This window comes from Mesorhizobium sp. BR1-1-15 (genome assembly GCF_020165475.1).
Classification (GTDB): domain Bacteria; phylum Pseudomonadota; class Alphaproteobacteria; order Rhizobiales; family Rhizobiaceae; genus Mesorhizobium.
On the sequence record NZ_JAIUIF010000002.1, the window covers coordinates 23,638 to 49,745 of the forward strand.

A 26,108-nucleotide genomic window follows, 5' to 3' on the forward strand; every position below is an offset into this window, starting at 1 on the left:
CGGACAAAGACGATGAACTGGTCATTCCAACTTTACAGCGCACGCAATTTTCAGCCCTGGGAAGGCGTGCTCGAGATGCTCGGCAAGCTCGGCTACACAGAGGTCGAAGGCTTCGGCGGGGTCTATGACGATCCCAAGGCCTTCCGCGCTCAACTCGACAAAAACGGCCTTGCCATGCCGACCGGGCATTTCTCCATCGATGCGCTGGAGAAGGATTTCGACGGCGTGCGCAGGATAGCTGAAGCGCTCGGCATCAAGCTTTTGATCTGCCCCTTTCTCATGCCTGAGTCCAGGCCTTCGGACGCTGCCGGCTGGCGCGGCTTCGGCGAGCGCCTGGCCAAGGTCGGCGAGACGGCGAAGAAGGCCGGCTACGGCTTTGCCTGGCACAATCATGATTTCGAGTTCAAGAAGCTCGCCGACGGCTCGCTGCCACAGGCTCACATCCTGGCTTCCGCGCCCGACATCGGCTGGGAGATGGATGTCGCCTGGGTGGTGCGCGGCGGCGCCGATCCGCTGCCCTGGATCGAACAGCACGGCAAGCGCATCGTTGCCGTCCACGTCAAGGACATGGCAAGGCCGGGCGAGGGGCTGGACGAGGACGGCTGGTCGGATGTCGGTCACGGCACGATCGACTGGGCCGGCCTGATCAAGGCGCTGCGGGCCAAGAGCGCGGCCAAATATTTCGTCATGGAACAGGACAATCCCAACGACATCGAGCGCTTCGCCCGCCGTTCGATTGCAACCGTAAAGGCCTACTAGGAACAATCATCATGGCAAACAAACTTGGCGTCGGCGTCATCGGCTGCGGCAACATCTCGAAGGCATATTTCTCGCTGGCGCCGCTGTTTCGCGGCATCAAGATGCGGGCCTGCGCCGATATCAACATGGACGCCGCGAAAGCGCGGGCGAAGGAGTTCAAGCTGCGCGCCGAGACGGTCGAGGACCTGCTCAAGGCCGACGACATCGAGATCATCGTCAACCTGACCATTCCGGCCGTGCACTACGAAGTGTCGAAACAGGTGCTCGACGCGGGCAAGCATGTCTATTCGGAAAAGCCCTTCGTGCTTTCGGTCAAGGAGGGGCTCGACTTGAAGAAGCGGGCGGAGAAGAAGGGACTTCGCATCGGCTCGGCACCCGACACCTTCTTCGGCGGCGCGCATCAGTTGGTGCGCAACCTGATCGATACCGGCAAGCTCGGCAGGATCACCAGCGGCACTTGCCATGTCATGGGGCACGGCATGGAGCACTGGCACCCCAATCCGGACTTCTTCTTCCAGCCGGGCGCCGGCCCGGTGCTCGACATCGGGCCGTATTACATCACCAATCTGATCCAGCTGATCGGACCGGTGAAGCAGGTGGCGGCCTTCGCCACAACCCCGGCCAAGGAACGCACGATCAGTTCGAAGCCGCGCGCGGGCGAAAGGATCCCGGTCAACACGCCGACAACCATCCACGGCCTGCTGGAGTTCGAGAACGGAGCCGTGATCACGCTCAACACCAGCTGGGACGTCTGGAGCCATGGCCATGCGCCGATGGAGCTCTATGGCGAGATGGGAAGCGTGTTCGTACCGGATCCGAACTTCTTCGGCGGCGACGTGCGCTTCACCGAAGCGGCCAAGCCGGTCAAGAAGCTGCCGAAATGGCAGCATCCGTTCGGCGTGCCCAATGAGATGCATTCGCAGGGCATGATGGCCAATTATCGCACCGCCGGCCTCGCCGACATGGCGATTGCGATCTCCGAGGGCAGGCCGCACCGCTGCTCGATGGAGCTGGCGCTGCACGCCGTCGACGTCATGACGGGAATCCTGCGCTCGGGCGAAACCGGCAAGTTCGTCGCCATGCAGACCACCTGCGAACGTCCAGCCGCGCTCGGCATCAAGGAAGCCAAGGCGCTGATGGCGAAGAAGAACTAGATCGCGGATTATCGATAATTTTGATGAACCCTCTCCCCGTTTTCGCGGGGAGAGGGTAAGGGTTGGGGCGCAGGGCCTGCGCGTCGCGTTCGCGATGACAGTGCCCAGTCCATCCAGCTTCGAGGATTTTCCCCATGCCCTATGTCGCCGCCGAAAACCGCTATGAAAAAATGGTCTATAACCGCTGCGGGCGGTCCGGCCTGAAGCTGCCGGCGATCTCGCTGGGGCTGTGGCACAATTTCGGCAACGACACGCCGCACAGGACCAAGCAGGCGATCGTGCGCAAGGCCTTCGACCTCGGCATCACGCATTTCGACCTCGCCAACAATTACGGGCCGCCGCCCGGCTCGGCCGAAATTGCGTTCGGTGAGATGCTGCGCACCGACTTCGCCGCCTACCGCGACGAACTCATCATCTCGACCAAGGCCGGCTACGAGATGTGGGCGGGGCCCTACGGCCAATGGGGCGGACGCAAATATTTGCTGGCCAGCCTCGACCAGAGCCTGAAGCGGATGGGGCTCGACTATGTCGACATCTTCTATTCGCACCGCTTCGATCCGGATACGCCGCTGGAGGAAACGATGGGCGCGCTCGACCATGCGGTGCGCGCGGGCAAGGCACTCTATGTCGGCATCTCATCCTACAATTCGCAGCGCACGCGCGAGGCGGCCGATATACTGAAGCGGCTCGGCACGCCTTGCGTAATCCATCAGCCGAGTTATTCGATGCTGAACCGCTGGGTCGAGGACGATGGCCTGCTCGATACGCTTGATGGGCTGGGCGTCGGCTCGATCGTATTCTCGCCGCTGGCACAGGGCATGCTGACCGACAAATATCTCGGCGGCATCCCCGAGGGCAGCCGTGCCTCCCAGGGCAAGTCGCTGCGGCCGGCCTTCATCAACGACAACACCATCGCCAACATACAGGCGTTGAACGCGATCGCGGGCCGCCGTGGCCAGACGCTGGCGCAGATGGCGCTGGCGTGGGTGCTGCGCAAGGGCAAGGTGACATCGGCGCTGATCGGCGCCAGCCGGCCGGAGCAGGTGGAGGACTGTGTCGGCGCGCTGGAGGCGCCCGACTTCAGCGACGCCGAGCTTGCCGAGATCGACAATTACGCGCGCGAGTCCGACATCAATCTGTGGGCAGCCTCGGCCGAGCGCAACGGCCCGCCGAGGAAGTAGGCATCGGAGCCGGCAAACGACAACGGTGGGAGCCCTCCCGCCGTTGTCATTCGCGGAATGCCGCGCCAGCGCGTTTCAACAGAGGAGTAGCAAAGACAGCGGTTCGTCGCTATCTGAATGGGACGGGCCGTTTGCATATGGAAACGGCCCGTATGTGACACAAGGCAGGTCGGAAACAGGATCATGGCGGCAAGGGATGTGCTGACGAAGAACCAGCTGTGCGTGCTCGAGAAACTCGAGGCCGCCAGCGGGCCGCTCAGCGCCTACACCTTGCTTGACCAGCTGCGCGAGCGGGGTTTCCGCGCGCCGCTGCAGGTCTATCGCGCGCTCGACACGCTGGTGAAGTCCGGCTTCGTGCATCGGCTGGAAAGCCTCAATTCCTTCGTCGCCTGCGTCGAACCGCACGATCACAGCCATTCCATGACCGCTTTCGCCATCTGCGACACATGTGGCCAGGTGAGCGAAATGTCCGACCATGATGTCGGTCACCGGCTGGACGAATGGGTGCGCTCCACCGGCTTTGCCGCCAAGAAGGCGGTGATCGAGTTCCGCGGGACCTGTGCCAAGTGCCGGGCGCAAGCTGCCTAGTCTAAGGTGTATCGATATTCAGGTGATGCCGGCCTGGCGCTAGTGCGCCTCGTCCCAATTGTTCGCCGCTCGAGCGTCCACATGCAGCGGCACCGACATCGACACCGCCGGCATGGCCGCGTTCTCCATGACATGGCGCACGACGGGGATCGTCGCCTCCACTTCCGCCTCGATCGTCTCGAAGATCAGCTCGTCATGCACCTGCAAGAGCATGCGGGCCGAAAGCCTGGCCTTCTCCAGCGCCTCGTCCATGCGCACCATGGCGCGGCGGATGATGTCGGCGGCGGTGCCTTGCAGGCGCGCGTTGATCGAGGCGCGCTCGTTGAAGGCGCGGATCGAGGGATTGGAAGACCGGATCTCGGGGTAGTGGATGCGGCGGCCGAAGATGGTTTCGACGAAACCGTGCTCGCGGGCATAGGCCTTGGTCTCTTCGATATAGTCGCGGATGCCGGGGAAGCGCTCGAAATATTTTTTGATGTAGTTGCTGGCCTCCTCGCGCGGGATCGACAGCTGGTTGGCAAGGCCGAAAGCCGAGATGCCGTAGATGATGCCGAAATTGATCGCCTTGGCGCGGCGGCGCACTTCCGAAGGCATGCCCTCCACGGGCACGTTGAACATTTCCGAGGCCGTGATGGCGTGGATGTCGGCGCCGTCGGCGAAGGCCTGCCGCAATTGCGGGATCTCGGCGACATGGGCGAGCACGCGCAATTCGATCTGGCTGTAGTCGGCCGAAACCAGGCGGTTGCCCTTGTCGGCGATGAAGGCCGTTCTGATCCTGCGCCCCTCGGCGGTGCGCACCGGGATGTTCTGCAGGTTCGGGTCGGAGGATGACAGCCGCCCCGTCGTCGTCGCGGCGAGCGCGTAAGAGGTGTGGACGCGCTTGGTGTCCGGGTTGACGAAGCCGGGCAGCGCATCGGTGTAGGTCGATTTCAGCTTGGTCAGCTGGCGCCAGTCGACGATCTTGCGCGGCAGTTCGTGGCCTTCGGCGGCGAGGTCTTCCAGAAGCTGCGCCGAGGTCGACCATTGGCCGGTCTTGGTCTTGGAGCCGCCGGGCAGACCCATGCGGCCGAACAGGATATCGCCGAGCTGCTTGGGCGAGCCGATGTTGATGCGCTCGCCGACGAGCTGGTAGATTTCTTCCTCGAGCCGGGCTGCGCCCTGGGCCAGTTCGCCCGACAGCCGCGACAGGATCTGCCGGTCGACCGAGATGCCGCGCTGTTCCATGCGCGCCAGCACCGGCACCAGCGGCCGTTCCAGCCGCTCATAGACCGACACCAGGCCCTTGGCGGCGAGCCGCGGCTTCAGCACCAGCCAGAGCCTGAGCGTCACATCGGCGTCCTCGGCCGCGTGGGCGGTCGCCTTGTCGACATCGACCTGGTCGAAGCCGACCGAATTTTTTCCGGAGCCGGTCACGTCCTTGAGCTGAAGCGGACTGTGGCCCAGCCATTTCTCGGCAAGCGCGTCCATGCCGTGGCCATGCGAGGTGCCGGCATCGAGCACGTAGGAGATCAGCATGGTGTCGTCGAAAGGGCCGACGTCGATACCGTAGCGGCTCATGATGACGAGATCGTATTTCAGGTTCTGCGCGATCTTGAGGACAGACTTGTCCTCGAGCAGCGGTTTCAGCACGGCCAGCGCCTCGCGCAGCGGGATCTGGTTGTCGATCGGACCACCGCCGAGCAGGTCGCCATTTCCGCTCCTGTGGGCGAACGGCACATAGGCGGCGCGACCTGGCGCCGTCGCCAGCGACAAGCCGATCAGTTCGGCCTGCATCGGATCGGGCGACGTCGCGCGGGTATCGAAGGCGACGATGCCGGTCTCCAGCGCCTCGGCGACCCAGGCCTTCAGGCTGGCGACGTCGCGGATGCACTGATAGGCCGAAATGTCGATCTTGCGGGCGGTGGCGGCCTCCAGGCGAAGCGCCGACAGAAGCGAGGGGGTGTTGCCCTCCTTGGTGCCGCCGGCTGCGGCTAGGGCCGTCTCGCCGTCCTGCTTCGCCTCGGCGCTGGGCGCGACCGGCGCGCCGGCGCCGACATCCGGCCCATGCGCGGAGTCGGCGCGTTCGACCGTCACAGCGATCGCCTGGACGTCGCTTGCCTCGGTTCCCGTGGTTTCCGCCACGCGGCGGGTCAGCGAAGAGAATTCCATGGTCTTGAGGAAGCCGATCAGCTTCGGCCCGTCCGGCGCGTGCAGGACGAATTCGTCCAGCCCCTCGGCCACCGGCACATCGTTCTTCAACGTCACCAGCTGGCGCGAGATGCGCGCCTTGTCGGCATTGGCGATGATGGATTCGCGTCGTTTCTCCTGCTTGATCTCGCCGGCGCGCTCAAGCAGTCCGTCTAGGTCACCGAACTGTTCGAGCAATTGCGCCGCAGTCTTCGGTCCGATGCCCGGCACGCCGGGAACATTGTCGACGGAATCGCCGGTCAATGCCTGCAGGTCGATCATCTTCTCCGGCGGCACGCCCCATTTCTCGATGACCTCGGGAATGCCGATCTGGCGATCCTTCATCGGATCGTACATGCTCACCGTCGGGCCGACCAACTGCATCAGGTCCTTGTCGGAGGAGATGATGGTGGTGTCGCCGCCGGCCTCGCAGGCCAGCCGGCAATAGGTCGCGATGAGGTCGTCGGCCTCGAACCCTTCCATCTCGAGACAGGGCAGGTTGAACGCCCTGGTCGCCTGGCGGATGAGGCCGAATTGCGGGATCAGGTCTTCCGGCGGCGCCGAACGGTTGGCCTTGTATTCGGGATAGAGATCGTTGCGGAAGGTTTTCGACGAATAGTCGAAAATGACGGCGAAATGCGTCGGCACGATGCCGACATCGGTGTTGCGGGCATCCTGCATCAGCTTCCACAACATGTTGCAGAAGCCGGACACGGCGCCGACCGGCAGGCCGTCGGACTTGCGGGTCAGCGGCGGCAGCGCATGATAGGCACGGAAGATGTAGCCGGAGCCGTCGACAAGAAAGAGATGATCGCCTTTTTTCATGCCGGCAGGGATAGCGCGGCGCGGCGGCTTGGTCCATGCCAAAGGCACCGCTTCCAGCAACACCCTGACAGGCAGGCGACGGGTTGGTTGGAAAGAGCTGAAATGGCATTATTTTCGCCCGCGGGAGGGCTTGGTCCCGCCTGTCGAACGGCAGCTCACGGCCATGTTACAAAAGTGTAATATTCGTGCCCTTGAATCGCCACGTTCGAGGACACAGATAAATGTCATCGGCAATTTTCGCCGACGTCCGGAGCAAGGCCCGTCCCCCGCCTATCCCGGACACCTGCGGCAGCCTATCCCCCCTCTCCGGGCTGCCGCATCGTTTCGAGTAGAAGGGCCGCCGTGGTTCCCCCTCCACCACGGCGGTCTTTTTTGTTTCGAATAACGCTTGAGCCCGTGGTCCAATGCTCGCGGGCTTTTCGTTTGCCCGCTCTGCCTTTACGGTTCCGGCACTGAATCGAAAGGCTCGCCAATGTCAATTTCCCCCGTTCTCGACCGTCTCGACAAGAATCTCGACCAGAGCCTGGAGCGCCTGTTCGGTCTGCTCCGGATCAGGTCGATCTCCACCGATCCGGCCTATGCCGCCGATTGCCGCAAGGCGGCCGAATGGCTGGTGGAAGAACTCAAGGTGATCGGCTTCGACGCCAGCGTCCGCGACACGCCCGGCCACCCGATGGTGGTTGCGCATCATGATGGGCCGGCCGGTTCACCGCATGTGCTGTTCTATGGCCACTATGACGTACAGCCGGTCGATCCGATCGAGCTTTGGGAAAACGACCCGTTCGCGCCGGCGGTCAAGGAGATCGAGCCCGGCCACAAGGTGATCACCGGGCGCGGCTCGGCCGACGACAAGGGTCAGTTGATGACCTTCGTCGAGGCTTGCCGGGCCTGGAAGCAGGTGCATGGCAATCTGCCGTGCCGCATTACTATCCTGTTCGAGGGAGAGGAGGAGTCGGGCTCGCCGTCGCTGAAGCCCTTCCTCGAGGCCAATGCCGATGAACTCAAGGCCGATTTCGCGCTGGTCTGCGATACCAGCATGTGGGACCGCGACACGCCGTCGATCTGCGTGGGGCTGCGCGGGCTGGTTGGCGAGGAGATCATCGTGAAGGCCGCCGACCGCGACCTGCATTCGGGTCTCTATGGCGGCGCCGCTGCCAACCCGATCCGCATCCTGGCCAAGGTGCTGGCCGACATTCACGACAAGGACGGCCATATCACCATCCCGGGCTTCTATGACGGCGTCGAGGAAACGCCGTCGCAGATCCTGAAATCATGGGAAACGCTGGGCGAAACGGCCGAGACGTTCCTTGGCCCCGTCGGCCTTTCGATCCCGTCGGGCGAAAAGGGCCGCTCGCTGCTGGAACTCACCTGGGCACGGCCGACGGCCGAGTTCAACGGCATCACCGGCGGCTATACCGGCAAGGGCTTCAAAACAGTGATTGCGGCGCAGGCCTCGGCGAAAGTATCTTTCCGCCTCGTCCACAAGCAGGATCCCAAGAAGATCCGCGCCGCCTTCCAGCAATTCGTCAGGGAGCGCATTCCGGCCGACTGTTCGGTGGAGTTCCACCCGCATGGTGGCTCGCCGGCGATCCAGCTTTCCTACGACTCGCCGTTCCTGGCCAAGGCCAAGACGGCGCTGTCGGACGAATGGCCGAAGCCGGCGGTGACGATCGGCAGCGGCGGCTCGATCCCCGTGGTCGGCGATTTCCAGACCTATCTCGGCATGGAATCGCTGCTGGTCGGTTTCGGCCTCGACGACGACCGCATCCACTCGCCCAACGAAAAGTATGAGTTGAGTTCGTTCCACAAGGGCCAGCGCTCCTGGGCACGCATTCTGGACGCGCTGACGCGCTGAGCCGGGAACTCACGAAAGGCGGGAAAATCAAGTTTATGTTGATTTTTCCACCGATCACGGCAAGGACGGGTTGCCAGCGCAACGTGCTGGAGCGCGCGCGTCCGCTCGATGGATGCGCGATGCCGAAAGCGCGACCCCGGAGAAGACGATGAGCGATATCCGTTTCCACAAAAACGATCTGCCCGACCTGTCCCGCTACAATGTCGGGGCGGTTGCCATCGATACGGAAACGCTGGGACTGAACCCGCATCGCGACCGGTTGTGCGTGGTGCAGATTTCACCCGGCGACGGCAGCGCCGACGTCATCCAGATCGCGCCGGGCCAAAAGGAAGCGCCGAACCTCGTCAAGCTCTTGGGAAACCACAGCGTGACCAAGCTGTTCCACTATGGGCGCTTCGACCTTGCCGTGCTCTACCATGCGTTCGGTGTGATGCCCGAGCCGGTATTCTGCACCAAGATCGCCTCGCGGCTGACCCGCACCTACACCGACCGGCATGGTCTCAAAGACATCTGCTTCGAGCTTCTGGGCGTCGGCCTGTCCAAGGCGCAGCAATCGTCGGACTGGGCGGCCGAAACGCTGTCGCCCGAACAACTCGAATACGCCGCATCCGACGTGCTCTATCTGCACCGGCTGCGCGACGTGCTGGCGGCGCGGCTGGCGCGCGAGGATCGCACGAAAGAGGCCGACGCCTGTTTCCGCTTCCTGCCGACACGCGCCAAGCTTGACCTCATGGGCTGGGACGAAGAGGATATTTTCGCTCATAGCTGACGGCGTCGCGGCGCTGCCGCCGATGTTCCGTCCGGGACCAGATGCCGGCCGTCGTGTTCCGTCGGCTCGAAAAGAGGGATGACATGGCGGATAGGAAGCCCATATCGACCGCGCCCACCGACGGCTCCAAGGTCACCGTGACCTGGAAGGACGGCGACGGCGTGCTCAACGAATCCATCGCGCAATACCGGGACGGCGGCTGGTGGGTCTACATCGACAGCGATACGCAGAAGAAGGTCGAGCCGACGAGCTGGCGGCCCGCCGCGAGCGACGACGGCGACCAATGAGCAGGCCGCTGGCGAGGGCGGCGGCTTTCGCATAGCCTGAAGCCGTTGATATCGAGGCCGATTCGGGGCTTTCCGCTCCGCGCTCGCCTCTTGCTCGGAGGGAAATCGCCATGGGCGTCGAAAGCCTGCTCGTCTTCATCATCATCGGTGCCATCGCCGGCTGGCTCGCCGGTCTCATCGTCTCCGGTTTCGGCTTCGGCCTGATCGGCAACATCATCGTCGGCATCATCGGCGCGTTCATCGCGGGCTGGCTGTTCCCGCGGATCGGCTTGTCCATCGGCGGCGGCATCCTCGCCTCGATCATCCACGCCACGATCGGCGCCATCATCCTGCTGATCCTGGTCAGGGTCCTGAAGCGAGCCTGAGGCCGGGCACCGAGGAGCGCGCCATGAAACAGAATACGCTTTATCTCGTCATTGGCGCGCTCGTCGTCGTGGTCATCGCGCTCGGCGTCTACGTCTACCGCGAACAGACCAAGCCGAAAGGCGTGGAGCTCAAGATCGACGACAAGGGCATCTCGATCCAGCAGAACTGAACGGAGCCCGGGCTTGCCGGCTCCGCATTGCTCCCCACGCCTGACTATCGCTGCCTGCCGGATTTAACCCGCCTTTAAACCGCCGCATCTACTCTGCAACCCGACGCCATAGGCATCGGGATATCAAGCGCAGCGCATGGCGAACCGCAGAGACAGCCGCATCGAACCCAGTTTCGAGGGACCGCCACAAGCGAGATCCCAGACAGGTCTTTCGGTGAGCGAGGAGGATCGCGTCGTGCCCAGCAACCGCAAAGCCTCCGCCAAACGCAAACCGCCGAAGGCAAAATCGTCGCGTGCCAGGCGCGACCGAAGCCGGCGCGGCCTGTTCGGCGTGCTCGGCCGGCTGGTCTACTGGTGCTTCGTGCTGGCCATCTGGGGCGGCATCGCGGTGGCCGGAGTCGTCGTCTACTACGGCGCCAAGATGCCGGCGGCCACGACCTGGTCGATCCCCGATCGCGCGCCCAATATCAAGATCGTCTCCGCCGACGGCCAACTGCTCGCCAATCGCGGCATGAGCGGCGGCGAGGCGGTCGGCCTGCACGAAATGTCGCCCTACATCCCCGAGGCGGTCATCGCCATCGAGGACCGCCGCTTCTATTCGCATTTCGGCGTCGACCCGATCGGCCTGTCGCGCGCCATGGTCGCCAATCTCGCCGGCGGGCATTTCTCGCAAGGCGGTTCGACGCTGACGCAGCAACTGGCCAAGAACCTGTTCCTGACGCCGGACCGGACGTTGGAGCGCAAGGTGCAGGAGGTGCTGCTGGCGCTGTGGCTGGAGCACAAGCACACCAAGGACCAGATCCTCGAAATGTACCTCAACCGGGTCTATTTCGGCTCGGGCGCCTATGGCGTCGAAGCGGCCTCGCGCCGTTATTTCGGCAAGAGCGCGCGCGATGTCACCTTGTCGGAGGCGGCGCTGCTTGCCGGTCTCCTGAAGGCGCCGTCGCGACTGTCGCCGGCGCGCGATCCCAAGGCCGCCGAGGACCGCGCGCAGCTGGTGCTCGCCGCTATGCGCGACGAAGGCAAGATCAGCGCCAAGGAACTGACCACGGCGATGAGCGCGCCGGCGACGCGCGCGCCGTCCTACTGGACAGGCTCGGAAAACTACGTCGCCGACACCATCATGGAAGAGCTGCCCGATCTGATCGGCGACGTGCGCGGCGACATCGTCATCGATTCCACCGTCGACCTGAACCTGCAGAAGCTCGCGGAACAATCGATCCGCCGGCTGATCGATGAAAGCGGCAAGAAGCTCAACGTCACCCAGGGCGCGCTGGTGTCGATCGACGATTCGGGCGCGGTGCGTGCCATGGTCGGCGGCTACGATTATTCGACCAGCCAGTTCGACCGCGCCTCGGAAGCGCGCCGGCAGCCCGGTTCGGCGTTCAAGCCGTTCGTCTACATGGCCGCCCTCGAGGCCGGCCGCACGCCCGACAGCGTGCGCAACGATGCGCCGATCAAGATCGGCAAATGGACACCCGACAATTACGGCGGCAAGTATTTCGGGAAGGTGACGCTGGCAACCGCCTTGGCGAAGTCGCTGAACTCGGTGGCGGCCCAGCTGACCATGGAAGTGGGGCCGGACGCAGTGGTCGAGGCGGCGCATCGCATGGGCATCCAGTCCGATCTGCAGGCCAACACCTCGATCGCGCTAGGCACGTCGGAAGTGACGCCGCTGGAGCTGACCTCGGCCTATGTGCCTTTCGCCAATGGCGGCTACAAGCCGGACATCCATTTCATCCGCCGCGTGACATCAGCCGAGGGCAAGGTGCTGTACGACGCCGGCAGCGGCAGCGCGCCGCGCGTGGTGAAGCCCGAGATCGTCGGCATGATGAACTCGATGATGACCGGGACGGTGGAGATCGGCACGGCCAGGAAGGCGGCCTTCACCTGGCCGTCGGCCGGCAAGACCGGCACCAGCCAGAATTCGCGCGACGCCTGGTTCGTCGGCTACACCGCCAATCTCACCACCGGCGTATGGTTCGGCAATGACGACGGCAGCCCGATGAAGAAGGTCACCGGCGGCGCGCTGCCGGCGCAGGCCTGGCACGAGTTCATGGTCGCCGCGCATGAGGGCGTGCCCGTGCGGCCGCTGCCTGGTACCTGGAAATCGACGCCGGCCGATAGGATCGTGCCGGACGAAATCCCGTCGGCCGATGCGACACAGCCGGCTCCGAAGCCGCAAGCGCCTGTCGGCCAGTCGGCGCCCGCTGCCGTCGCGGCGCAGCCAGCGCCGGTTCGCGCGCCCCGCCCGGCCCAGACGGTCGACGCCGACGGTTTCGATATGCCGGGCGACTCCGGAACCACCGCCTCGGTCGGACATCCGGTGCCGCCGGGCAGTGTCGGCGGTCCGCTCAAGAAGCGGCAGACGTCGATCCTCGACATTCTCGGCGGAGGCTAGCGGCAACTCGCCTCTCGCCAGCGCCACACCGTTCGGCTACACCTCCCGACATGGCAGAGATCGACACCAGGAAGACCATTGTGCTGACCGGCGCCAGCCGTGGCATCGGCCATGCCACGGTCAAGCGTTTCTCGCGCGAGGGCTGGCGCGTCATCACCTGCTCGCGCCAGGCGTTTGCCGAGGATTGCCCGTGGCCGGCCGGGCCCGAGGACCACATCAAGGTCGATCTCGCCGACCAGGAGGATGTCGGCATCGCCGTCTCCGAAATCCGCCACCGGCTCGAGGCGCATGGCGGGCAGCTGCACGCGCTGGTCAACAACGCCGGCATTTCGCCAAAGCTCAAGGACGGCAACAGCCGCATGAACTCCATCGACACGCCGATGCATGTCTGGCGCGACGTGTTCCAGGTCAATTTCTTCGCGCCGATCATGCTGGCGCGCGGGCTGTTCAAGGAACTGGCATCGGCGAAAGGGTCGATCGTCAACGTCACCTCGATCGCCGGCACCCGGGTGCACCCCTTCGCCGGCACCGCCTATGCGACATCCAAGGCGGCGCTCGGCTCGCTGACGCGCGAGATGGCGCATGATTTCGGGCCGCACGGGATCCGCGTCAACGCCATTGCGCCGGGCGAAATCGACACCGCGATCCTGTCGCCAGGCACGGACAAGATCGTCGAGACCATTCCGCTCAGGCGGCTGGGTACCACGGCCGAGGTCGCCGACATCATCTTCTTCCTGTGCTCCGGGCAGGCGTCTTATGTGACCGGTTCGGAAATCCACATCAATGGCGGCCAGCACGTGTGAGCGGACTGATCTCAGGCTAGGGATCGTTCATCCGGTCATGGTGAGAACGGCCTTGCCGCTGAAGCTGCGCTGTCGCAGAGCGTCCAGGGCTTGGGCGATGTCGGTCCATGGCATGGTCAGGGCGACGCGGGTTTCCAGCCGGCCGGCCGCAACGAGAGCGAGTAGCGAGGCGATGTCCGAGCCAATGCCCGCGCCAGACGTGTAGTAGGCGAAAGTCTGAAGCCTCGCCCCCTCGTGACCCGGAACGAACTGGCGGAACCCAATTGGCGTGAGTTCGCCACTGCTTGAGCCGAACATGACGATCGTCCCGCCAGGAGCGACGCGTTCGATCGCGTGGGCGAGGCTTTGGCCACCGACCGATTCGGTAATCAGCGAAAACGGCCCCACGGCCAGTTCGATCGACTCGACGACTTGCCCGGCACCCAGGCGGCGGAGATCCTCGCCATGCCGGGAGGCCGCGACCGCGGTCACGCTCGCGCCCTGTTCGCGCGCGATCTGGATCTGGAAACGGCCGACCGCTCCACTTGCGCCGGTGATCAGGACCCGTTGGCCGGCAAGGTCGCCGCCATGGCGCAAAGTCCTGAGCGCGGTGGTGCCCGCGACCGGAAGCGTGGCCGCGGAAACGAAGCTGACCTCATCCGGCAGGACGGCGAGGCGGTCGGTCGAAACCGCGACGCGTTCGGCCCAGCCGGCCTGGTCGACCAAGGCCGCGACGCGGGCGCCCACGGCTGGCCCGGAGCCGTCGGCCGCTGGCCGTTCGACGATCCCGACGATGTCCTGGCCGGGTATCCAGCCGTCCGGGCGTATGGTGAGCAGGCGCAATTCGCCGCGATTCAACGAGGTTGTGTGGACCGAGACAAGCGCCTCGTTTGCGAGAGGCCGTGGGTCCTCGACCTCGGCAAGCGTCAGTCCGGCGGGGCTGTCGGAAGATATGGCTAGGGCGAGCATGAGACGTACCTTCCTGCTGGTTTGTGGATGCAAAGCGCGGTGGCATCCTGATCAACCGGGTGCATGGGCAAGCTGGAACCTATCGACTTCCCAGCTTGAAGAATTTAGCTATCGTGGCGTTTAATCGCTAAAAGCCGTCAATCATGAGACAACCTCTTCGTTACCCATGGCTCGATTTCAATGTGGATGACGTCCTCGCACCGGCAATCGCCGTGCGCGTCGACGTTACCGAAACCAGGGCCGAAGTCCCCTCCCATCGGCATCGCAAAGGCCAACTCGTCTTCGCGCTCGGCGGTGGCGTCACATGCCGCGTCCCGAGCGGCCTGTGGATGGTGCCGCCGCATTGCGGGGTGTGGATTCCCGGCGACATGGAGCACAGCAATATCGCGACCGCCAACGCCCGGATCTTCTTCGTCTACATCGAGCCGGGAGCCGCCGAATTGCCGGACCGGTGCTGCACCCTTTCGGTCTCGCCGCTGCTGCGCGAACTGATCATCGAACTGTCCGATGGCGTGGGGGATGATGAGGCGAGGGATGCGCTTTTGATCAGGATGCTGCTTGCTGAGCTGCCGCGCATGCCTGTCCAGCGGCTGCATCTGCCGATCTCATCCGAGCCGCGATTGAGGCGGATCGCCGAAGCGTTGGCGCAGGATCCCGCCGACCGCAGCACATTGTCGGAATGGGCCAGCCGGGTTGCGCTCAGCGAGAGCAGTCTCGCCCGTCTCGTCGTGAAGGAGACTGGCTTAAGCTTCGGACGCTGGCGCCAGCAGTTGCATCTGATCGTCGCAATTCGAGAACTTGCCTCCGGTGCGAGCGTGCAGCAGGTCTCCGGCGATCTCGGCTATGATTCCGTCACCGCCTTCATCACCATGTTCAAAAAGGCGCTTGGCAAGCCGCCGGCAAAATACCTCGGCAGCGTCGCGCAAAATGGCGGCTCTGCCTTCGTGGCGTGATCAACCTGGCTGCAGGCGGAGCACCTCGAGCATCCATTGTTAGACCAGGCGACGCCTTGTAGATTCGAACGACACCTTGGAGATGGAAACATGGCGCTCAAGCGGATGGACAACGTAGGAATCGTCGTCGAAGACCTCGGAGAGGCGGTTGATTTCTTTCGCGAACTCGGCCTCGAGCTTGAAGGACGGGCCACGATCGAAGGAGAATGGGCCGGACGTGTCACCGGACTGGGCGATCAGCATGTCGAGATTGCCATGATGCGCACACCGGACGGCCATAGCCGGCTCGAGCTCTCCCGCTTCCTCAGGCCGCCTGTCGTCGCAGATCACCGGAACGCCCCGGTCAACGCCCTAGGGTACCTGCGCGTCATGTTCACCGTGGATGACATCGACGAGACGCTTGAAAGGCTCCGCACGCGCGGCGCGCAGCTCGTAGGCGAAGTAGTCCAGTATAAAGACGTGTATCGGCTCTGCTACATCCGTGGGCCTGAGGGGTTGCTCATCGGACTCGCCCAAGAACTCGGTTAAGCGCAATACGAAGAAATGGCAGGAGTGGCCGATGTCAGCGGGCGCGTCCAAGGCCGCCCCACCTGTTCGAGGTCCAGCCCTCCACGGTCGGCCGCGTTCTCGCTAAGCACGGACTAGTTCCGTGTAGGCGGACGGTTCAGCCGCCCGCGGCTTGTGACCAAGCACCTCTTCCACGATGCCGCGCGCGATCTCGCGTTCGCCCATGATCACCGTATCGGCGCCGAGCCCCTTGAGATGCTCGACCTCGGCATCGGAATGGGCGCGGGCGACGACATTGATGGCGGGATTGGCGGCGCGCGCACGCAGCACGATCTGACCGGCCTCGAAGGCATTGGGGATGGCCAGGATCAGCCGTTTTGCGCCTTCGGGATTGGCGGCTGCAAACACTTCGGCATTGGCGGCGTTGCCGGCCACGGTCTCGATGCCCTCGGCCCTGAGCTTCACCAGTGTCTTGTCGGCATCCTCGACCACCAGGAAGGGCAGGGCGGCTTCCTTCAACGCAGCGCCGACGAGACTGCCGACACGGCCGTAACCAATCAGGATAGCGTGGCCGCTGAGGGCCGTTCTTGGCGGCGGCCCATCCTCCTGCTTCGCCGCCGAGGCGACGGAAGCCACCTGGCCGGGCTCCGTCGCCGGGCCGACCGGTTTGGGCTCAACAGGCGGCGCCGTCCTGGCGGCGCGGGCCTCGAGCCATGGCTTCATCCAGTCGATGACCAGGAACATCACCGGGTTGAGCACGATCGACAGGATGGCGCCCGCCAGGATGAGGTCTCGCCCCTGTTCGGGCAGCAGTTTCAGCCCGACGCCGAGTTCGGCCAGGATGAAGGAGAACTCGCCGATCTGGGCAAGGCTCGCCGAAATCATCAGCGCCGTCGCCAGGGGATAACCGAAGGCGACGACGATGAGGAAGGCCGCCAGCGACTTGCCGACGACGATGATGGCGAGCGTTGCCAGAATCGGCAAGCCGTTGCTGAACAGGCTGAACGGGTCGAACAGCATACCGACCGAGACGAAGAACAGCACCGAGAAGGCATCGCGCAACGGCAGCGATTCCTCCGCGGCGCGGTGGCTGAGTTCGGACTCGCTCATGATCATGCCGGCGAAGAAAGCGCCCAGTGCCAGCGAGACGCCGAACAGCTTGGCCGCGCCGAAGGCGACGCCAAGCGCTATCGCCAGCACCGAAAGCCGAAACAGCTCGCGCGAGCCGGTATGGGCGACATAGTGCAGGATCCAGGGAATGACGCGGCGGCCTACCACCAGCATGACGATGACGAAGGCGGCGACCTTGGCCAGCGTGATGCCGACGACACCCCAGATGCCGTAGCTCGCGGGCAGCGACAGCAGGCCGCTCGCATGGGCATCCGCCTGCTCCTGGCCGCCAAGCACGCCGGCAAGCGCTGGCAAAAGCACCAGGGCCAGCACCATGACCAAGTCCTCGACGATCAGCCAGCCGACGGCAATGCGGCCGCGCTCGGTCTCGATCAGGCGGCGCTCCTGCAGGGCGCGCAGCAGCACCACGGTCGAGGCCACCGACAGCGCCAGGCCGAAGACCAGTCCTGCTCCCGCAGACCAGCCGAGCATCCAGGAAAGCCCCGCGCCGAGTGCCGTGGCAAAGCCGATCTGAACGATGGCGCCGGGCACGGCAATGGCGCGGACCGACAGGAGATCCTTCAGCGAAAAATGCAGGCCGACGCCGAACATCAACAGGATGACGCCGATTTCGGCGAGCTCATTGGCAAGGCCGGCGTCAGCGACGAAACCGGGCGTGTTCGGCCCAACCAGCACGCCGGCCACGAGATAGCCGACCAGCGGCGGAATGCGGAAGCGGTTGGCGAGAGCGCCGAAGACGAAAGCGAGCCCCAGACCGGCTACGATGGTGGCGATAAGGGGAGTGTCATGCGGCATTGTCTATGGAGCGCCTTTCAAGCCAGCGATGCAGGATATGCGCCGCCCGAAGCCGCCGCCTGTTTGCAATATGGTGGATTGGGTGTCGGCCACGCAACCCCGCAAAACCGGGAATTGCCGGTGAAGCGACAAATACCTCGCCGGTGGGCAAGCAAGCCGGAATTCGAGGTCAGCCGAAATCATGCGCCGCAACGGCGGCGCTCGATCGCCAACGATCAAGCTGCCCGCAACAGGGCCTCGATCTCGAATACCGCGTGGTTGGTCAGCGTCTTGGGAATTTCCGCGCTGACCTTGTCGCTGACTTCCTTGTGCAGGATCTTGCGCATCGCGCCGAGCACGAGCGGCGGCGCGATGAGGATGATTTCGTCAAAAGAGCCTCGATGAGCCAGCTTGTAGAGCCGTTCGGCGAGTTCGTCGGCAAAGCGCTCCTTGCCGATCCGATGCCAATCCGTCTCCTCGACCGCGCTGCGGTGAACCGAGGGACCGTCATTGTAGCGACCGGGACTGTCGCTGCCTTGCTCGCGCGTTGGCGGGTTGTCCTGCCTCACTTCCTGCACCACTTCGAGGTTCGGAAATTTGGTGTCACCTGCATTTCTGAGGAAGAGCGCTTTTTCTCCGTCGGCCACCATGATCCAGATGCCGTGCTTCAACTTGATCGCGCTCATGACGCCGGGCTCCTTCCTTCGCTGCCGCCACGCTTGGCTTCACGCCGCGGCCAGGTATGATTTTGCATTGCGCATGCGGAAGGAACGCGCCTCGATCCGGTAATGTTCCAGCCAAAAAGCCAGGTCATACGGGCGCTCCTTCGAGGCGGAGGCGCACGCACGACCGCCGGGGCAGCTTTAATCTACTAAATTAGTAGAATTTAGAAAAAAGGGTTTTGTCATAAAGCGCGTTCGGCCCAAAAAAGAGGAGAAATCAACGCCCGCGACAGCGGCTTGATGCCGGTCTCCGCAACAAGGTGGAATATTTTTCTCTTGGCTGCGGCCCTTTAGAAAAAGCGATTGCATCCCGGAAGGTGATGCGCGAGTGGGTTTCTTCAGCTTTTTCGCGCCCACGCGTAGAAGTGAAGACCAGATCAGGATTCCGTTCGTATCCATGCCGCAGCCCGCCCCCAAGCTCAATGCCTTCCCCGTCTTCGTACGGGTCGAGGACGAAGCCGTAACGATCGTCGGCGGCGGCGACGAAGCGTTGGCCAAGGCACGATTGCTTGGGCAGTCCAGCGCTACGCTGCGCATCGTCGCGGAGAGCGCCTCACCGGACATGCTCGGCTTCATCGCGCAGAGCGGCGCCACCCACATCGCGGCCTATGAGGCGAGTCGGCTGGAAGGCTCGGTGATGGTGTTCGCTGCCAGCGGCGATGAGGCGCTCGACCGGCGCGTTGTCCAGGATGCGCGCCGGCTCGGCATCCCCGTCAATGCGGTGGACCGGCCGGAGCTTTGCGATTTTTTCACCCCGGCGCTGGTCAATCGCGCACCGGTCGCGATCGCCATCGGCACGGAAGGCGCTGGGCCGGTGCTGGCGCAGATGCTGCGTGCCCGCATCGACCGCATGCTGTCGCCCTCGTTGGGCAGGTTGGCGGCTCTCGCCGCGTCCTTCCGGGCCGCCGCTGAAAGCCTGCCCAGGGGCAATTCGCGCCGCCGGTTCTGGAGCGAGTTCTTCGGCGGTGCGCCGGCGCGCGCCGTCGAAGCTGGCAAGCTTTCGCAGGCGCATGACGCAGCCGCCGATCTTCTGCGTTCGGCTGCATCCGCTTCAGGCCATATCGCCCTGGTTGGCGCGGGCCCCGGTGCCGAGGACCTTTTGACGCTGCGTGCGCATCGCCTGCTGATGGAGGCCGATGTCATCGTCCACGACGCGCTGGTGCCGGAGGCTGTCGTCGCCATGGGCCGACGCGACGCCGAGCGGCTGGCGGTCGGCAAACGCAAGGGCTGTCACACCAAGAGCCAGGCCGAGATCAATGCGCTGCTGGTCGAGCTTGGCCGCGAAGGCATGCGTGTGGTGCGGCTGAAGTCGGGCGATCCCCTGGTGTTCGGCCGGGCCGGCGAGGAGATGGCGGCGCTGCGTGATGCCGGCATCGCCTATGAGGTGGTTCCGGGCGTTACCGCTGCTTTCGCCGCCGCCGCCGATTTCGAATTGCCGCTGACGCTGCGTGGGGTTTCCTCCTCGATGGTGTTCACCACCGGTCATGATCTCAAGGGCAATTCGCTGCCCGACTGGGCCAAGCTTGCCATTTCGGGTGCCACCGTTGCTGTCTATATGGGCCGCTCGGTGGCCGCGGAGGTTGCCGGCCGGCTGATCGAGGCCGGGCTTTCGCCCGATACGGCGGTAGCCGTGGTCGAGAATGCCAGCCTCGGCAATCGCCGCCGTTTCCACGGCACGCTTGCCGACCTGCCGTCGTTGGAAGCGCGCGCCGATCTCTCAGGTCCGGTCATGACCATCATCGGCGATGCGGTCGCCGGCGCCAATTTCGAACGGTCCGAACCGCTCGCGGCACACAGGCATGAAGGTGCGCCCATAGCTGCCACCGAGGGAGTTCAGCAATGAAGATACTGACCGCCAACCGGCTCGCCGACGGCATCGCCGTCTGGTACGCAGACGGCGGCTGGGCCGAGAGGGCGGACCATGCCGACCTCGCCCATGACAAGGCGGCCGAGGATCGCCTGGAAGCGATCGGTGCCAAGGCCCACGCCGACAACGAAGTCCTCGACGTCAACCTCATCGATGCCGAAATCGTGAACGGCGTTGTCGAGCCGGTGCGGTTGCGCGAGAAGATCCGCGCCGCGGGCCCGACCATTCGCAACGATCTTGGCAAGCAGGCCTCCCGGGCGGCGTAAGCCCAGACCAGAAGTGAACACGGGCGGACGCGCCCTGAAAGACGAAGCATGTACCGCTACGATGAGTTCGATCACGATTTTGTCCAGGCCCGCGTCGCCGAGTTCAGCGACCAGGTCCAGCGCCGGCTCGCCGGCGAGATCACCGAGGACCAGTTCCGGCCGCTCAGGCTGATGAACGGCGTCTACCTGCAATTGCACGCCTATATGCTGCGCATCGCGGTGCCCTATGGCACGCTGAACAGCAAGCAGTTGCGCATGCTCGGCCACATCGCGCGCAAATACGACAAGGGCTACGGCCATTTCACCACGCGCCAGAACATCCAGTTCCACTGGCCGGCGCTGTCCGACATTCCTGCGATCCTGGCCGATCTGGCGAGTGTCGAGATGCACGCCATCCAGACCAGCGGCAATTGTATCCGCAACGTCACCGCGGACCATTTCGCGGGTGCGGCGGCCGACGAGGTCGCCGATCCGCGTCCCTATGCGGAAATCCTGCGCCAGTGGTCATCTGTTCATCCGGAGTTTTCCTACCTGCCGCGCAAGTTCAAGATCGCGGTAACCGGCGCGGAGCGCGACCGCGCCGCCATCCAGACCCACGACATCGGCCTGCACCTGAAGAAGAACGCGGCCGGCGAGCTCGGCTTCGCCGTCTATGTCGGCGGCGGCCAGGGGCGCACGCCGATGGTCGCCAGGAAGATCCGCGATTTCCTGCCGGAAGCCGACCTTTTGTCCTACTGCACGGCGATCCTGCGCGTTTACAACCTGCATGGCCGCCGCGACAATAAGTTCAAGGCGCGCATCAAGATCCTGGTCCACGAGACCGGCGTCGAGGAGATCACGCGCCAGGTCGAGGCGGAATGGCAGCAATTGAAGGACGCCGAGTTGAAGCTGCCGGAAGCAGACATCCGCGCCATCGACGCCTATTTCGCGCCACCAGCGCTGACCGCGCGGCCGGACGGCGACGAGGCTGTAAAGCTGGCACGCCTCGATTCCAAGGGCTTCTCGGATTGGCTCGACCAGAACGTGGTGACGCATCGCCACCCCGACTATGCGGCGGTGACCATCTCGCTGAAGGGTATCGGCGAAGTGCCGGGCGATGCGACCGACAGCCAGATGGAAGCGATTGCCGATATCGCCGAGAAGTATGGATACGACGAGTTGCGCGTCAGCCACGAGCAGAACCTGATCCTGCCGCATGTGGCGCGCGCCGACCTGAAGGCGGTCTATGACGCGCTGGTCGATATCGGCCTGGCGACCGCCAATTCGAACCTGATATCGGACATCATCTCGTGCCCGGGCCTCGACTATTGCGCGCTGGCCACAGCGCGTTCGATCCCGATCGCGCAGGAGATCTCGCGTCGCTTCGCCTCGCTGGAGCGGCAGCGCGAGATCGGCGAGTTGAAGCTGAAGATCTCCGGCTGCATCAATGCCTGCGGCCATCACCATGTCGGACACATCGGCATTCTCGGAGTCGAAAAGAAAGGCACCGAGCTGTACCAGGTGACGCTTGGCGGTTCGGCCGACGAGAACACTTCGGTGGGCGAGATCATCGGCCGCGGCTTCTCGTCGGAAGAGATCACCGACGCCATCGAGCAGATCGTCGAGACCTATCTCGGCCTTCGGCTCAATCCTCAAGAGAAATTCATCGACGCCTACCGCCGTGTCGGTCCCGCGCCGTTCAAGGAGGCGCTCTATGCTGGCGAAGCCAAGGCCGCTTGACCCTATCGTCGACGCCGATGACGGCATCGCCGCCAAAGCGGCGGGGTTTGACGCGCTTTACGGCCACCTGAATCCGCTCGACATCATCGAACGCGGGGCAGGCGACCTGTTTCACGACGAGATTGCCGCGGTGTCTTCCTTCGGTGCCGATTCGGCCGTGCTACTGCACATGATTTCCGAAGTCGATCGCTCGCTGCCGGTCATCTTTCTCGATACCGGCAAGCATTTCGAGGAGACGCTCGGCTATCGCGACGCCCTGGTCGCCGATTTCGGGTTGACCAACATCCAGGTGATCAAGCCCGACGAGGTAGCACTCGAGCGGATCGATCCGACCGGCAATCTGCACCAGACTAATACCGACGCCTGCTGCGATGTGCGCAAGGTCGAGCCGCTGGCGCGGGGCGTAGCGCCTTTCCGCGCCTGGTTCACCGGCCGCAAACGCTTCCAGGCCTCGACGCGCGCGGCACTTCCGGTGTTCGAGGCGGTCGGCCCACGTATCCGCATCAATCCGCTGGCGCACTGGACGACGTCGGACCAGGCGGACTACATGCGCGCGCATGCACTGCGGGAAAATCCGCTGGTCGCCTATGGCTATCTGTCGATCGGCTGCTTCCCGTGCACCCAGCCGGTGCAGCCGGGCGAGGACGCGCGCAGCGGCCGCTGGGCCGGCCATGCCAAGACCGAGTGCGGCATTCACCTGTCGGGACTGGAGAAGTCGCTGACCGACGCATCGTTATAGGGTATGCTGATATTCAGGTGAGGCCGGCCTGCAAACGGCGGCTTCGGGGGCTCACGTACTACAAGTACGCTCCGCTCCGGCTCTCGGAAGCTACCGTTTTCGACTCGGGCCTGCTTGAATCTCCACACCCCCTTGAGCTCTTTGAATTTTAGGAAATTTCGATGACTGAACCGACGATACCGGAGACCCGCCTCTGGACCCCGACGGGTTTTCGGGAGGATGAGTGGGCTCATGCCGAAGGCGCGGAAGCGCTGTCCGGCAATGGCCGCTTCATCCTGCCGCTGCAGGCGTTTCTCGATCTCGATCCGGAGGTGCGCCGGTCGGCCAAGGAAAGGATCGGTGTCGTGCTGCAACCCGGCGATCAGCTCGAAAGGATTGCTGGCCTGCTCGACCAACTGTCGCTGGTGGCGCTGGCTTTTCCGTCGTTCAGCGATGGCCGCTCCTTCTCAAAGGGCGAATTGCTGCGCAGCCGACATCATTTCGAAGGTGCCGTGCGCGCCACCGGCCAGGTGCTGGTCGACCAACTGCCGCATATGCTGCGGCTCGGTTTCGATGAATTCGAAATCTCCAATCCCGTGCTCTTGAAGCGGCTGGACGAAGGCCGCACCGGCGGATTGGGACTCTACTACCAGCCTGCCGCCGTGCCGAAGCCCAAGGGACCAAAATACTCCTGGCGTCGGCTGCGTGCCGGCTGACGTCACGACACTTCCAGCGACAGGTTTGCGGCCGCCTGTCCTCTCCCGTCACGACGACAGGAGGTGCCGCCGGCGGATCGGGGACAGCAGAGCCAGGCAGAAGATGGCTACGCCGCCATCCGTGCCTGGCGAAACGACACCAGCTTGCCGCTGTTTTCATCCCACAGCGCCAGCTTGACGCAGCGCAGGCTCTCAAGAAGGGTGATGCGGCCTATGCCGCGCAGTTCCGGATAATCGCGCAGCACTTCCTGCAGGCGGTAGCCTGGCACCTTCGCGGAGAGGTGATGGACATGATGGACACCGATGTTGCCGGTGAACCAGTTCAGCACCGGCGGCAGGTCATAATAGGAGGATCCGTGCAAGGCGGCACGCTGGAACTCCCACTCATCGTCCTTCGCCCATTCGGTCTCCTCGAACTGGTGCTGGACATAGAACAGCCAGATGCCGGCGGATCCGGCAAGGATGACGATCGGCAGGTGGACGACCAGAAAAGCGCCAATACCGACGAACCATATCAGGATCGACGCTGCCAGAACGATGGCGAGGTTGGTGGCCATCGAGGATACCCAGGGCTTCAGGCCACCGCGCATCATCCCGACCGGCAGCCTTTGCTCGAAGATGAAGAGCCATATCGGCCCCAGTCCGAACATGACCAAGGGATGGCGATAGAGACGATAGGCGAGGCGACCTCTCCAGGACATCCGCCGGTACTCCGCGACCGTCAACGTCTTGATATCGCCAACGCCGCGCTCGTCGAGATTACCCGCGCTGGCATGATGGGTGGCATGAGCACTCCGCCAGCAATCATAAGGCGTCAGCGTAAGCACGCCCAGGACGCGGCCTATCCAGTCATCGGCGGTGCGGTTGGCGAAGAAAGATCCGTGCCCGCAATCGTGCTGGATCATGAAAATCCGCACCAGGAAGCCCGCCGCCGGCAAGATCAGCACCAGCCCCCACCAATGGCCATAGGCAAAGGCGATCGAGGACAGCGCCCAGAGTGCTGCGAAAGGGATCAGGGTGATCGCCAGTTCGACGGCGCTGCGCCGCCTGTCCGGCTTCTTGTAGCGCGCCAGGATCTTCAACCAGGCGCGCTTACTGTTGGCGGCAGTCTCAGGGGAAATCATGTTCATCATGAAGCATAGGCGGAGGGGCCCGGCTCCCGCAAGGCTAATCACGAGAAATTACCGCGCGTAATTGTCGCGATGGGGCGCGGGATCCTCGATCCAGGCCGCGACTTCAGGTTCTGTTCTAACCCTGCAACTCTGCCAACCCGGATCGCATCCGGTCACATGCATCAATGGCGCGCGCCGCCAGCCATGCTGTTTTCCAGGCCGTCGAGACGTTCGAGCTGGTCCCGGAAGCGGTCGGGAATGTCTTTCTCGGCGCGAAAGGCCGGCAGCGCATGCAGAAAGCGTCTCACCGCCGCCGTGCCTAGCTGGCGCCGGATTTCGGCGGCGATCCGATCTTTCTTTTCGCCCTTGTCGCGGGGTGTCATTTCAAAAATCCTGTGTCGGTTCGAAAATCCTCCAGCCAGCAAATGGTTCCCCGATCGCGCCGCCGGGGCAAGCAAAGGTGGAAGCTATGGTAAAGTTTGAATTAAAATCGAAGCATCGCACTGATCGCCATTCGGTTTGAACGGCTGGGCGCGTGCCTTCGCTTACCCCTTGATTTTTGCCCACCAAACCTCGATATCGGGCTCAAAATCCACACTATTCGAGATGATGGGAAACGGCGATGAGCGACCAGGCAAAAGACGAACGCGCGCCCGACGAAATTGAGGCGACCGAAGCCAATGCCGAGCGCACGGAAGGTGGCGTCGATGGCGATTATGAAGCGGTTGTGCGGCTCCTGAAGGAGAATGAAGAGCTGAAGGACAGGGCGCTTCGCGTTGCGGCCGAGATGGAGAACCTGCGTCGCCGCACCGCGCGCGACGTGCATGACGCGCGTACCTATGCGGTCGCGAACTTCGCCCGCGACATGCTGTCGGTTTCGGACAATCTGCGCCGCGCGCTGGACGCTATTCCCGCCGAGGCCAAGGCGTCCGGCGATGCGGGTTTCAAGGCGCTGATCGACGGCGTCGATCTCACCGAGCGTGCCATGCTGTCCGCACTGGAGCGGCACGGCGTCAAGAAGCTCGCGCCGGAAGGCGAGAAGTTCGATCCCAATTTCCACCAGGCCATGTTCGAAGTGCCCAATCCCGATGTGCCGGCCAACACGGTGGTGCAGGTCGTGCAGCCGGGCTATTCGATCGGGGAGCGGGTGCTGCGCCCGGCCATGGTCGGCGTTGCCAAGGGCGGCCCGAAAATCGCCGCCGGCGAAGCGCCGGTCGAGCCGGGGCCCGTCAACGAGCAGGCGGAGAAGGATGCGTAGTTAGGGGAATAGCGCAGTAAGGCAGTAAGGCAGTAAGGGGCGTATCAACAGTACGGCTTCGTGCTAAACATACTTCCCTACTCCCCTGCTGCCT

General features: G+C 63.9%; 25 protein-coding genes. 19 read left to right on the forward strand and 6 right to left on the reverse strand.

The window, feature by feature from the left end; genetic code table 11:
* The first annotated feature begins 12 nt into the window (after positions 1–12).
* From LB541_RS03750 to LB541_RS03765, 4 genes are all read left to right on the forward strand, one after another.
* A complete protein-coding gene (locus tag LB541_RS03750) occupies positions 13–759 on the forward strand; it encodes a sugar phosphate isomerase/epimerase family protein (RefSeq protein ID WP_140560235.1) in 747 nt (248 codons plus the stop codon).
* Positions 760–770: 11 nt separating this feature from the next.
* On the forward strand, positions 771–1,913 hold the full coding sequence (locus tag LB541_RS03755) for a Gfo/Idh/MocA family protein (RefSeq protein WP_140560236.1): 1,143 nt from the start codon (positions 771–773) through the stop codon (positions 1,911–1,913).
* A gap of 134 nt (positions 1,914–2,047) precedes the next feature.
* Entirely contained in the window at positions 2,048–3,094 is a 1,047-nt protein-coding gene (gene mgrA / locus LB541_RS03760; RefSeq protein ID WP_140560237.1) for an L-glyceraldehyde 3-phosphate reductase, read from the forward strand.
* A 183-nt stretch (positions 3,095–3,277) separates the two neighbouring features.
* Complete coding sequence (locus tag LB541_RS03765; RefSeq protein WP_140500273.1) at positions 3,278–3,682, forward strand: Fur family transcriptional regulator; 405 nt, start codon at positions 3,278–3,280, stop codon at positions 3,680–3,682.
* 39 nt (positions 3,683–3,721) lie between these two features.
* On the opposite strand, the gene polA is transcribed toward LB541_RS03765, so the two are convergent.
* Positions 3,722–6,673, reverse strand: coding sequence for a DNA polymerase I (polA, locus tag LB541_RS03770; protein ID WP_181176984.1), 2,952 nt, complete (start codon positions 6,671–6,673; stop codon positions 3,722–3,724).
* Between the two features lie 472 nt (positions 6,674–7,145).
* Here polA and LB541_RS03775 point away from each other — a divergent pair, with 472 nt between their 5' ends.
* The 7 genes from LB541_RS03775 (at position 7,146) to LB541_RS03805 (ending at position 13,323) form a co-directional block, all read left to right on the forward strand.
* A complete protein-coding gene (locus LB541_RS03775; RefSeq protein WP_140500268.1) occupies positions 7,146–8,528 on the forward strand; it encodes a M20/M25/M40 family metallo-hydrolase in 1,383 nt (460 codons plus the stop codon).
* A gap of 148 nt (positions 8,529–8,676) precedes the next feature.
* Positions 8,677–9,297 carry a ribonuclease D gene (locus LB541_RS03780; RefSeq protein WP_140500266.1) on the forward strand — a complete coding sequence of 207 codons (621 nt, stop codon included), beginning with the start codon at positions 8,677–8,679 and terminating at the stop codon, positions 9,295–9,297.
* An 83-nt stretch (positions 9,298–9,380) separates the two neighbouring features.
* Positions 9,381–9,584: a hypothetical protein gene (locus LB541_RS03785; protein ID WP_140657278.1), complete on the forward strand. Its 204-nt coding sequence runs from the start codon at positions 9,381–9,383 to the stop codon at positions 9,582–9,584.
* A gap of 110 nt (positions 9,585–9,694) precedes the next feature.
* Entirely contained in the window at positions 9,695–9,949 is a 255-nt protein-coding gene (locus LB541_RS03790) for a GlsB/YeaQ/YmgE family stress response membrane protein (RefSeq protein WP_140500262.1), read from the forward strand.
* Positions 9,950–9,972: 23 nt separating this feature from the next.
* Entirely contained in the window at positions 9,973–10,119 is a 147-nt protein-coding gene (locus tag LB541_RS03795) for a hypothetical protein (protein ID WP_140500260.1), read from the forward strand.
* Between the two features lie 136 nt (positions 10,120–10,255).
* Positions 10,256–12,520, forward strand: a complete 2,265-nt coding sequence (locus LB541_RS03800) for a transglycosylase domain-containing protein (RefSeq protein WP_140522540.1) — start codon at positions 10,256–10,258, stop codon at positions 12,518–12,520.
* Positions 12,521–12,570: 50 nt separating this feature from the next.
* Positions 12,571–13,323: an SDR family NAD(P)-dependent oxidoreductase gene (locus LB541_RS03805; protein ID WP_140500256.1), complete on the forward strand. Its 753-nt coding sequence runs from the start codon at positions 12,571–12,573 to the stop codon at positions 13,321–13,323.
* A gap of 27 nt (positions 13,324–13,350) precedes the next feature.
* Here the strand turns inward: LB541_RS03805 and LB541_RS03810 are convergent, their stop codons facing one another.
* Positions 13,351–14,271 (reverse strand): zinc-binding dehydrogenase, encoded by a 921-nt coding sequence (locus LB541_RS03810; RefSeq protein ID WP_140566069.1) that lies wholly within the window; start codon positions 14,269–14,271, stop codon positions 13,351–13,353.
* Between the two features lie 143 nt (positions 14,272–14,414).
* On the opposite strand from LB541_RS03810, the gene LB541_RS03815 reads away from it, so the two are divergent.
* Together LB541_RS03815 and LB541_RS03820 are read left to right on the forward strand one after the other, a co-directional pair.
* Positions 14,415–15,224 carry an AraC family transcriptional regulator gene (locus LB541_RS03815; RefSeq protein ID WP_140558379.1) on the forward strand — a complete coding sequence of 270 codons (810 nt, stop codon included), beginning with the start codon at positions 14,415–14,417 and terminating at the stop codon, positions 15,222–15,224.
* A 90-nt stretch (positions 15,225–15,314) separates the two neighbouring features.
* The gene (locus tag LB541_RS03820; protein WP_140500250.1) at positions 15,315–15,752 is read left to right on the forward strand and encodes a VOC family protein; all 438 of its coding nucleotides are present in this window, start codon (positions 15,315–15,317) and stop codon (positions 15,750–15,752) included.
* 102 nt (positions 15,753–15,854) lie between these two features.
* Here LB541_RS03820 and LB541_RS03825 read toward each other — a convergent pair whose 3' ends face one another.
* Positions 15,855–17,657, reverse strand: a complete 1,803-nt coding sequence (locus LB541_RS03825; RefSeq protein ID WP_224617902.1) for a cation:proton antiporter — start codon at positions 17,655–17,657, stop codon at positions 15,855–15,857.
* A 215-nt stretch (positions 17,658–17,872) separates the two neighbouring features.
* Positions 17,873–18,322, reverse strand: coding sequence for a host attachment protein (locus LB541_RS03830; protein WP_140500246.1), 450 nt, complete (start codon positions 18,320–18,322; stop codon positions 17,873–17,875).
* A gap of 433 nt (positions 18,323–18,755) precedes the next feature.
* Here LB541_RS03830 and cysG point away from each other — a divergent pair, with 433 nt between their 5' ends.
* The 5 genes from cysG (at position 18,756) to LB541_RS03855 (ending at position 23,644) form a co-directional block, all read left to right on the forward strand.
* Entirely contained in the window at positions 18,756–20,201 is a 1,446-nt protein-coding gene (gene cysG, locus LB541_RS03835) for a siroheme synthase CysG (RefSeq protein WP_140650498.1), read from the forward strand.
* Entirely contained in the window at positions 20,198–20,491 is a 294-nt protein-coding gene (locus LB541_RS03840) for a DUF2849 domain-containing protein (RefSeq protein WP_140500242.1), read from the forward strand. The genes cysG and LB541_RS03840 overlap by 4 nt, the downstream gene beginning before the upstream one ends.
* Before the next feature lie 48 nt (positions 20,492–20,539).
* A complete protein-coding gene (locus tag LB541_RS03845) occupies positions 20,540–22,210 on the forward strand; it encodes a nitrite/sulfite reductase (RefSeq protein ID WP_140650501.1) in 1,671 nt (556 codons plus the stop codon).
* The gene (locus tag LB541_RS03850; RefSeq protein ID WP_140650504.1) at positions 22,185–22,949 is read left to right on the forward strand and encodes a phosphoadenylyl-sulfate reductase; all 765 of its coding nucleotides are present in this window, start codon (positions 22,185–22,187) and stop codon (positions 22,947–22,949) included. Before LB541_RS03845 ends, LB541_RS03850 begins: the two co-directional genes overlap by 26 nt.
* 161 nt (positions 22,950–23,110) lie before the next feature.
* A complete protein-coding gene (locus tag LB541_RS03855; protein ID WP_140500236.1) occupies positions 23,111–23,644 on the forward strand; it encodes a DUF934 domain-containing protein in 534 nt (177 codons plus the stop codon).
* Positions 23,645–23,751: 107 nt separating this feature from the next.
* Here the strand turns inward: LB541_RS03855 and LB541_RS03860 are convergent, their stop codons facing one another.
* Together LB541_RS03860 and LB541_RS03865 are read right to left on the reverse strand one after the other, a co-directional pair.
* Positions 23,752–24,774, reverse strand: a complete 1,023-nt coding sequence (locus LB541_RS03860; RefSeq protein ID WP_140500460.1) for a fatty acid desaturase — start codon at positions 24,772–24,774, stop codon at positions 23,752–23,754.
* A 164-nt stretch (positions 24,775–24,938) separates the two neighbouring features.
* Positions 24,939–25,139, reverse strand: coding sequence for a hypothetical protein (locus LB541_RS03865; RefSeq protein ID WP_140500234.1), 201 nt, complete (start codon positions 25,137–25,139; stop codon positions 24,939–24,941).
* Between the two features lie 239 nt (positions 25,140–25,378).
* Here LB541_RS03865 and grpE point away from each other — a divergent pair, with 239 nt between their 5' ends.
* The gene (gene grpE, locus LB541_RS03870) at positions 25,379–26,014 is read left to right on the forward strand and encodes a nucleotide exchange factor GrpE (RefSeq protein WP_140500232.1); all 636 of its coding nucleotides are present in this window, start codon (positions 25,379–25,381) and stop codon (positions 26,012–26,014) included.
* Positions 26,015–26,108: the final 94 nt, after the last annotated feature.

What these genes read in the sequence shown, in the direction of transcription:
- LB541_RS03795 (WP_140500260.1), top strand. Translation starts at nt 9,973, where the DNA reads ATGAAACAGAATACGCTTTATCTCGTCATTGGCGCGCTCGTCGTCGTG.
- LB541_RS03840 (WP_140500242.1), top strand. Translation starts at nt 20,198, where the DNA reads ATGAAGATACTGACCGCCAACCGGCTCGCCGACGGCATCGCCGTCTGG.
- LB541_RS03820 (WP_140500250.1), top strand. Translation starts at nt 15,315, where the DNA reads ATGGCGCTCAAGCGGATGGACAACGTAGGAATCGTCGTCGAAGACCTC.
- polA (WP_181176984.1), bottom strand. Translation starts at nt 6,673, where the DNA reads ATGAAAAAAGGCGATCATCTCTTTCTTGTCGACGGCTCCGGCTACATC.
- LB541_RS03810 (WP_140566069.1), bottom strand. Translation starts at nt 14,271, where the DNA reads ATGCTCGCCCTAGCCATATCTTCCGACAGCCCCGCCGGACTGACGCTT.
- LB541_RS03750 (WP_140560235.1), top strand. Translation starts at nt 13, where the DNA reads ATGAACTGGTCATTCCAACTTTACAGCGCACGCAATTTTCAGCCCTGG.
- LB541_RS03830 (WP_140500246.1), bottom strand. Translation starts at nt 18,322, where the DNA reads ATGAGCGCGATCAAGTTGAAGCACGGCATCTGGATCATGGTGGCCGAC.
- LB541_RS03845 (WP_140650501.1), top strand. Translation starts at nt 20,540, where the DNA reads ATGTACCGCTACGATGAGTTCGATCACGATTTTGTCCAGGCCCGCGTC.
- LB541_RS03780 (WP_140500266.1), top strand. Translation starts at nt 8,677, where the DNA reads ATGAGCGATATCCGTTTCCACAAAAACGATCTGCCCGACCTGTCCCGC.
- LB541_RS03855 (WP_140500236.1), top strand. Translation starts at nt 23,111, where the DNA reads ATGACTGAACCGACGATACCGGAGACCCGCCTCTGGACCCCGACGGGT.
- LB541_RS03860 (WP_140500460.1), bottom strand. Translation starts at nt 24,774, where the DNA reads ATGAACATGATTTCCCCTGAGACTGCCGCCAACAGTAAGCGCGCCTGG.
- LB541_RS03865 (WP_140500234.1), bottom strand. Translation starts at nt 25,139, where the DNA reads ATGACACCCCGCGACAAGGGCGAAAAGAAAGATCGGATCGCCGCCGAA.
- LB541_RS03800 (WP_140522540.1), top strand. Translation starts at nt 10,256, where the DNA reads ATGGCGAACCGCAGAGACAGCCGCATCGAACCCAGTTTCGAGGGACCG.
- LB541_RS03815 (WP_140558379.1), top strand. Translation starts at nt 14,415, where the DNA reads ATGAGACAACCTCTTCGTTACCCATGGCTCGATTTCAATGTGGATGAC.
- LB541_RS03755 (WP_140560236.1), top strand. Translation starts at nt 771, where the DNA reads ATGGCAAACAAACTTGGCGTCGGCGTCATCGGCTGCGGCAACATCTCG.
- LB541_RS03805 (WP_140500256.1), top strand. Translation starts at nt 12,571, where the DNA reads ATGGCAGAGATCGACACCAGGAAGACCATTGTGCTGACCGGCGCCAGC.
- LB541_RS03850 (WP_140650504.1), top strand. Translation starts at nt 22,185, where the DNA reads ATGCTGGCGAAGCCAAGGCCGCTTGACCCTATCGTCGACGCCGATGAC.
- LB541_RS03765 (WP_140500273.1), top strand. Translation starts at nt 3,278, where the DNA reads ATGGCGGCAAGGGATGTGCTGACGAAGAACCAGCTGTGCGTGCTCGAG.
- grpE (WP_140500232.1), top strand. Translation starts at nt 25,379, where the DNA reads ATGAGCGACCAGGCAAAAGACGAACGCGCGCCCGACGAAATTGAGGCG.
- cysG (WP_140650498.1), top strand. Translation starts at nt 18,756, where the DNA reads ATGCCGCAGCCCGCCCCCAAGCTCAATGCCTTCCCCGTCTTCGTACGG.
- LB541_RS03825 (WP_224617902.1), bottom strand. Translation starts at nt 17,657, where the DNA reads ATGCCGCATGACACTCCCCTTATCGCCACCATCGTAGCCGGTCTGGGG.
- LB541_RS03785 (WP_140657278.1), top strand. Translation starts at nt 9,381, where the DNA reads ATGGCGGATAGGAAGCCCATATCGACCGCGCCCACCGACGGCTCCAAG.
- LB541_RS03790 (WP_140500262.1), top strand. Translation starts at nt 9,695, where the DNA reads ATGGGCGTCGAAAGCCTGCTCGTCTTCATCATCATCGGTGCCATCGCC.
- LB541_RS03775 (WP_140500268.1), top strand. Translation starts at nt 7,146, where the DNA reads ATGTCAATTTCCCCCGTTCTCGACCGTCTCGACAAGAATCTCGACCAG.
- mgrA (WP_140560237.1), top strand. Translation starts at nt 2,048, where the DNA reads ATGCCCTATGTCGCCGCCGAAAACCGCTATGAAAAAATGGTCTATAAC.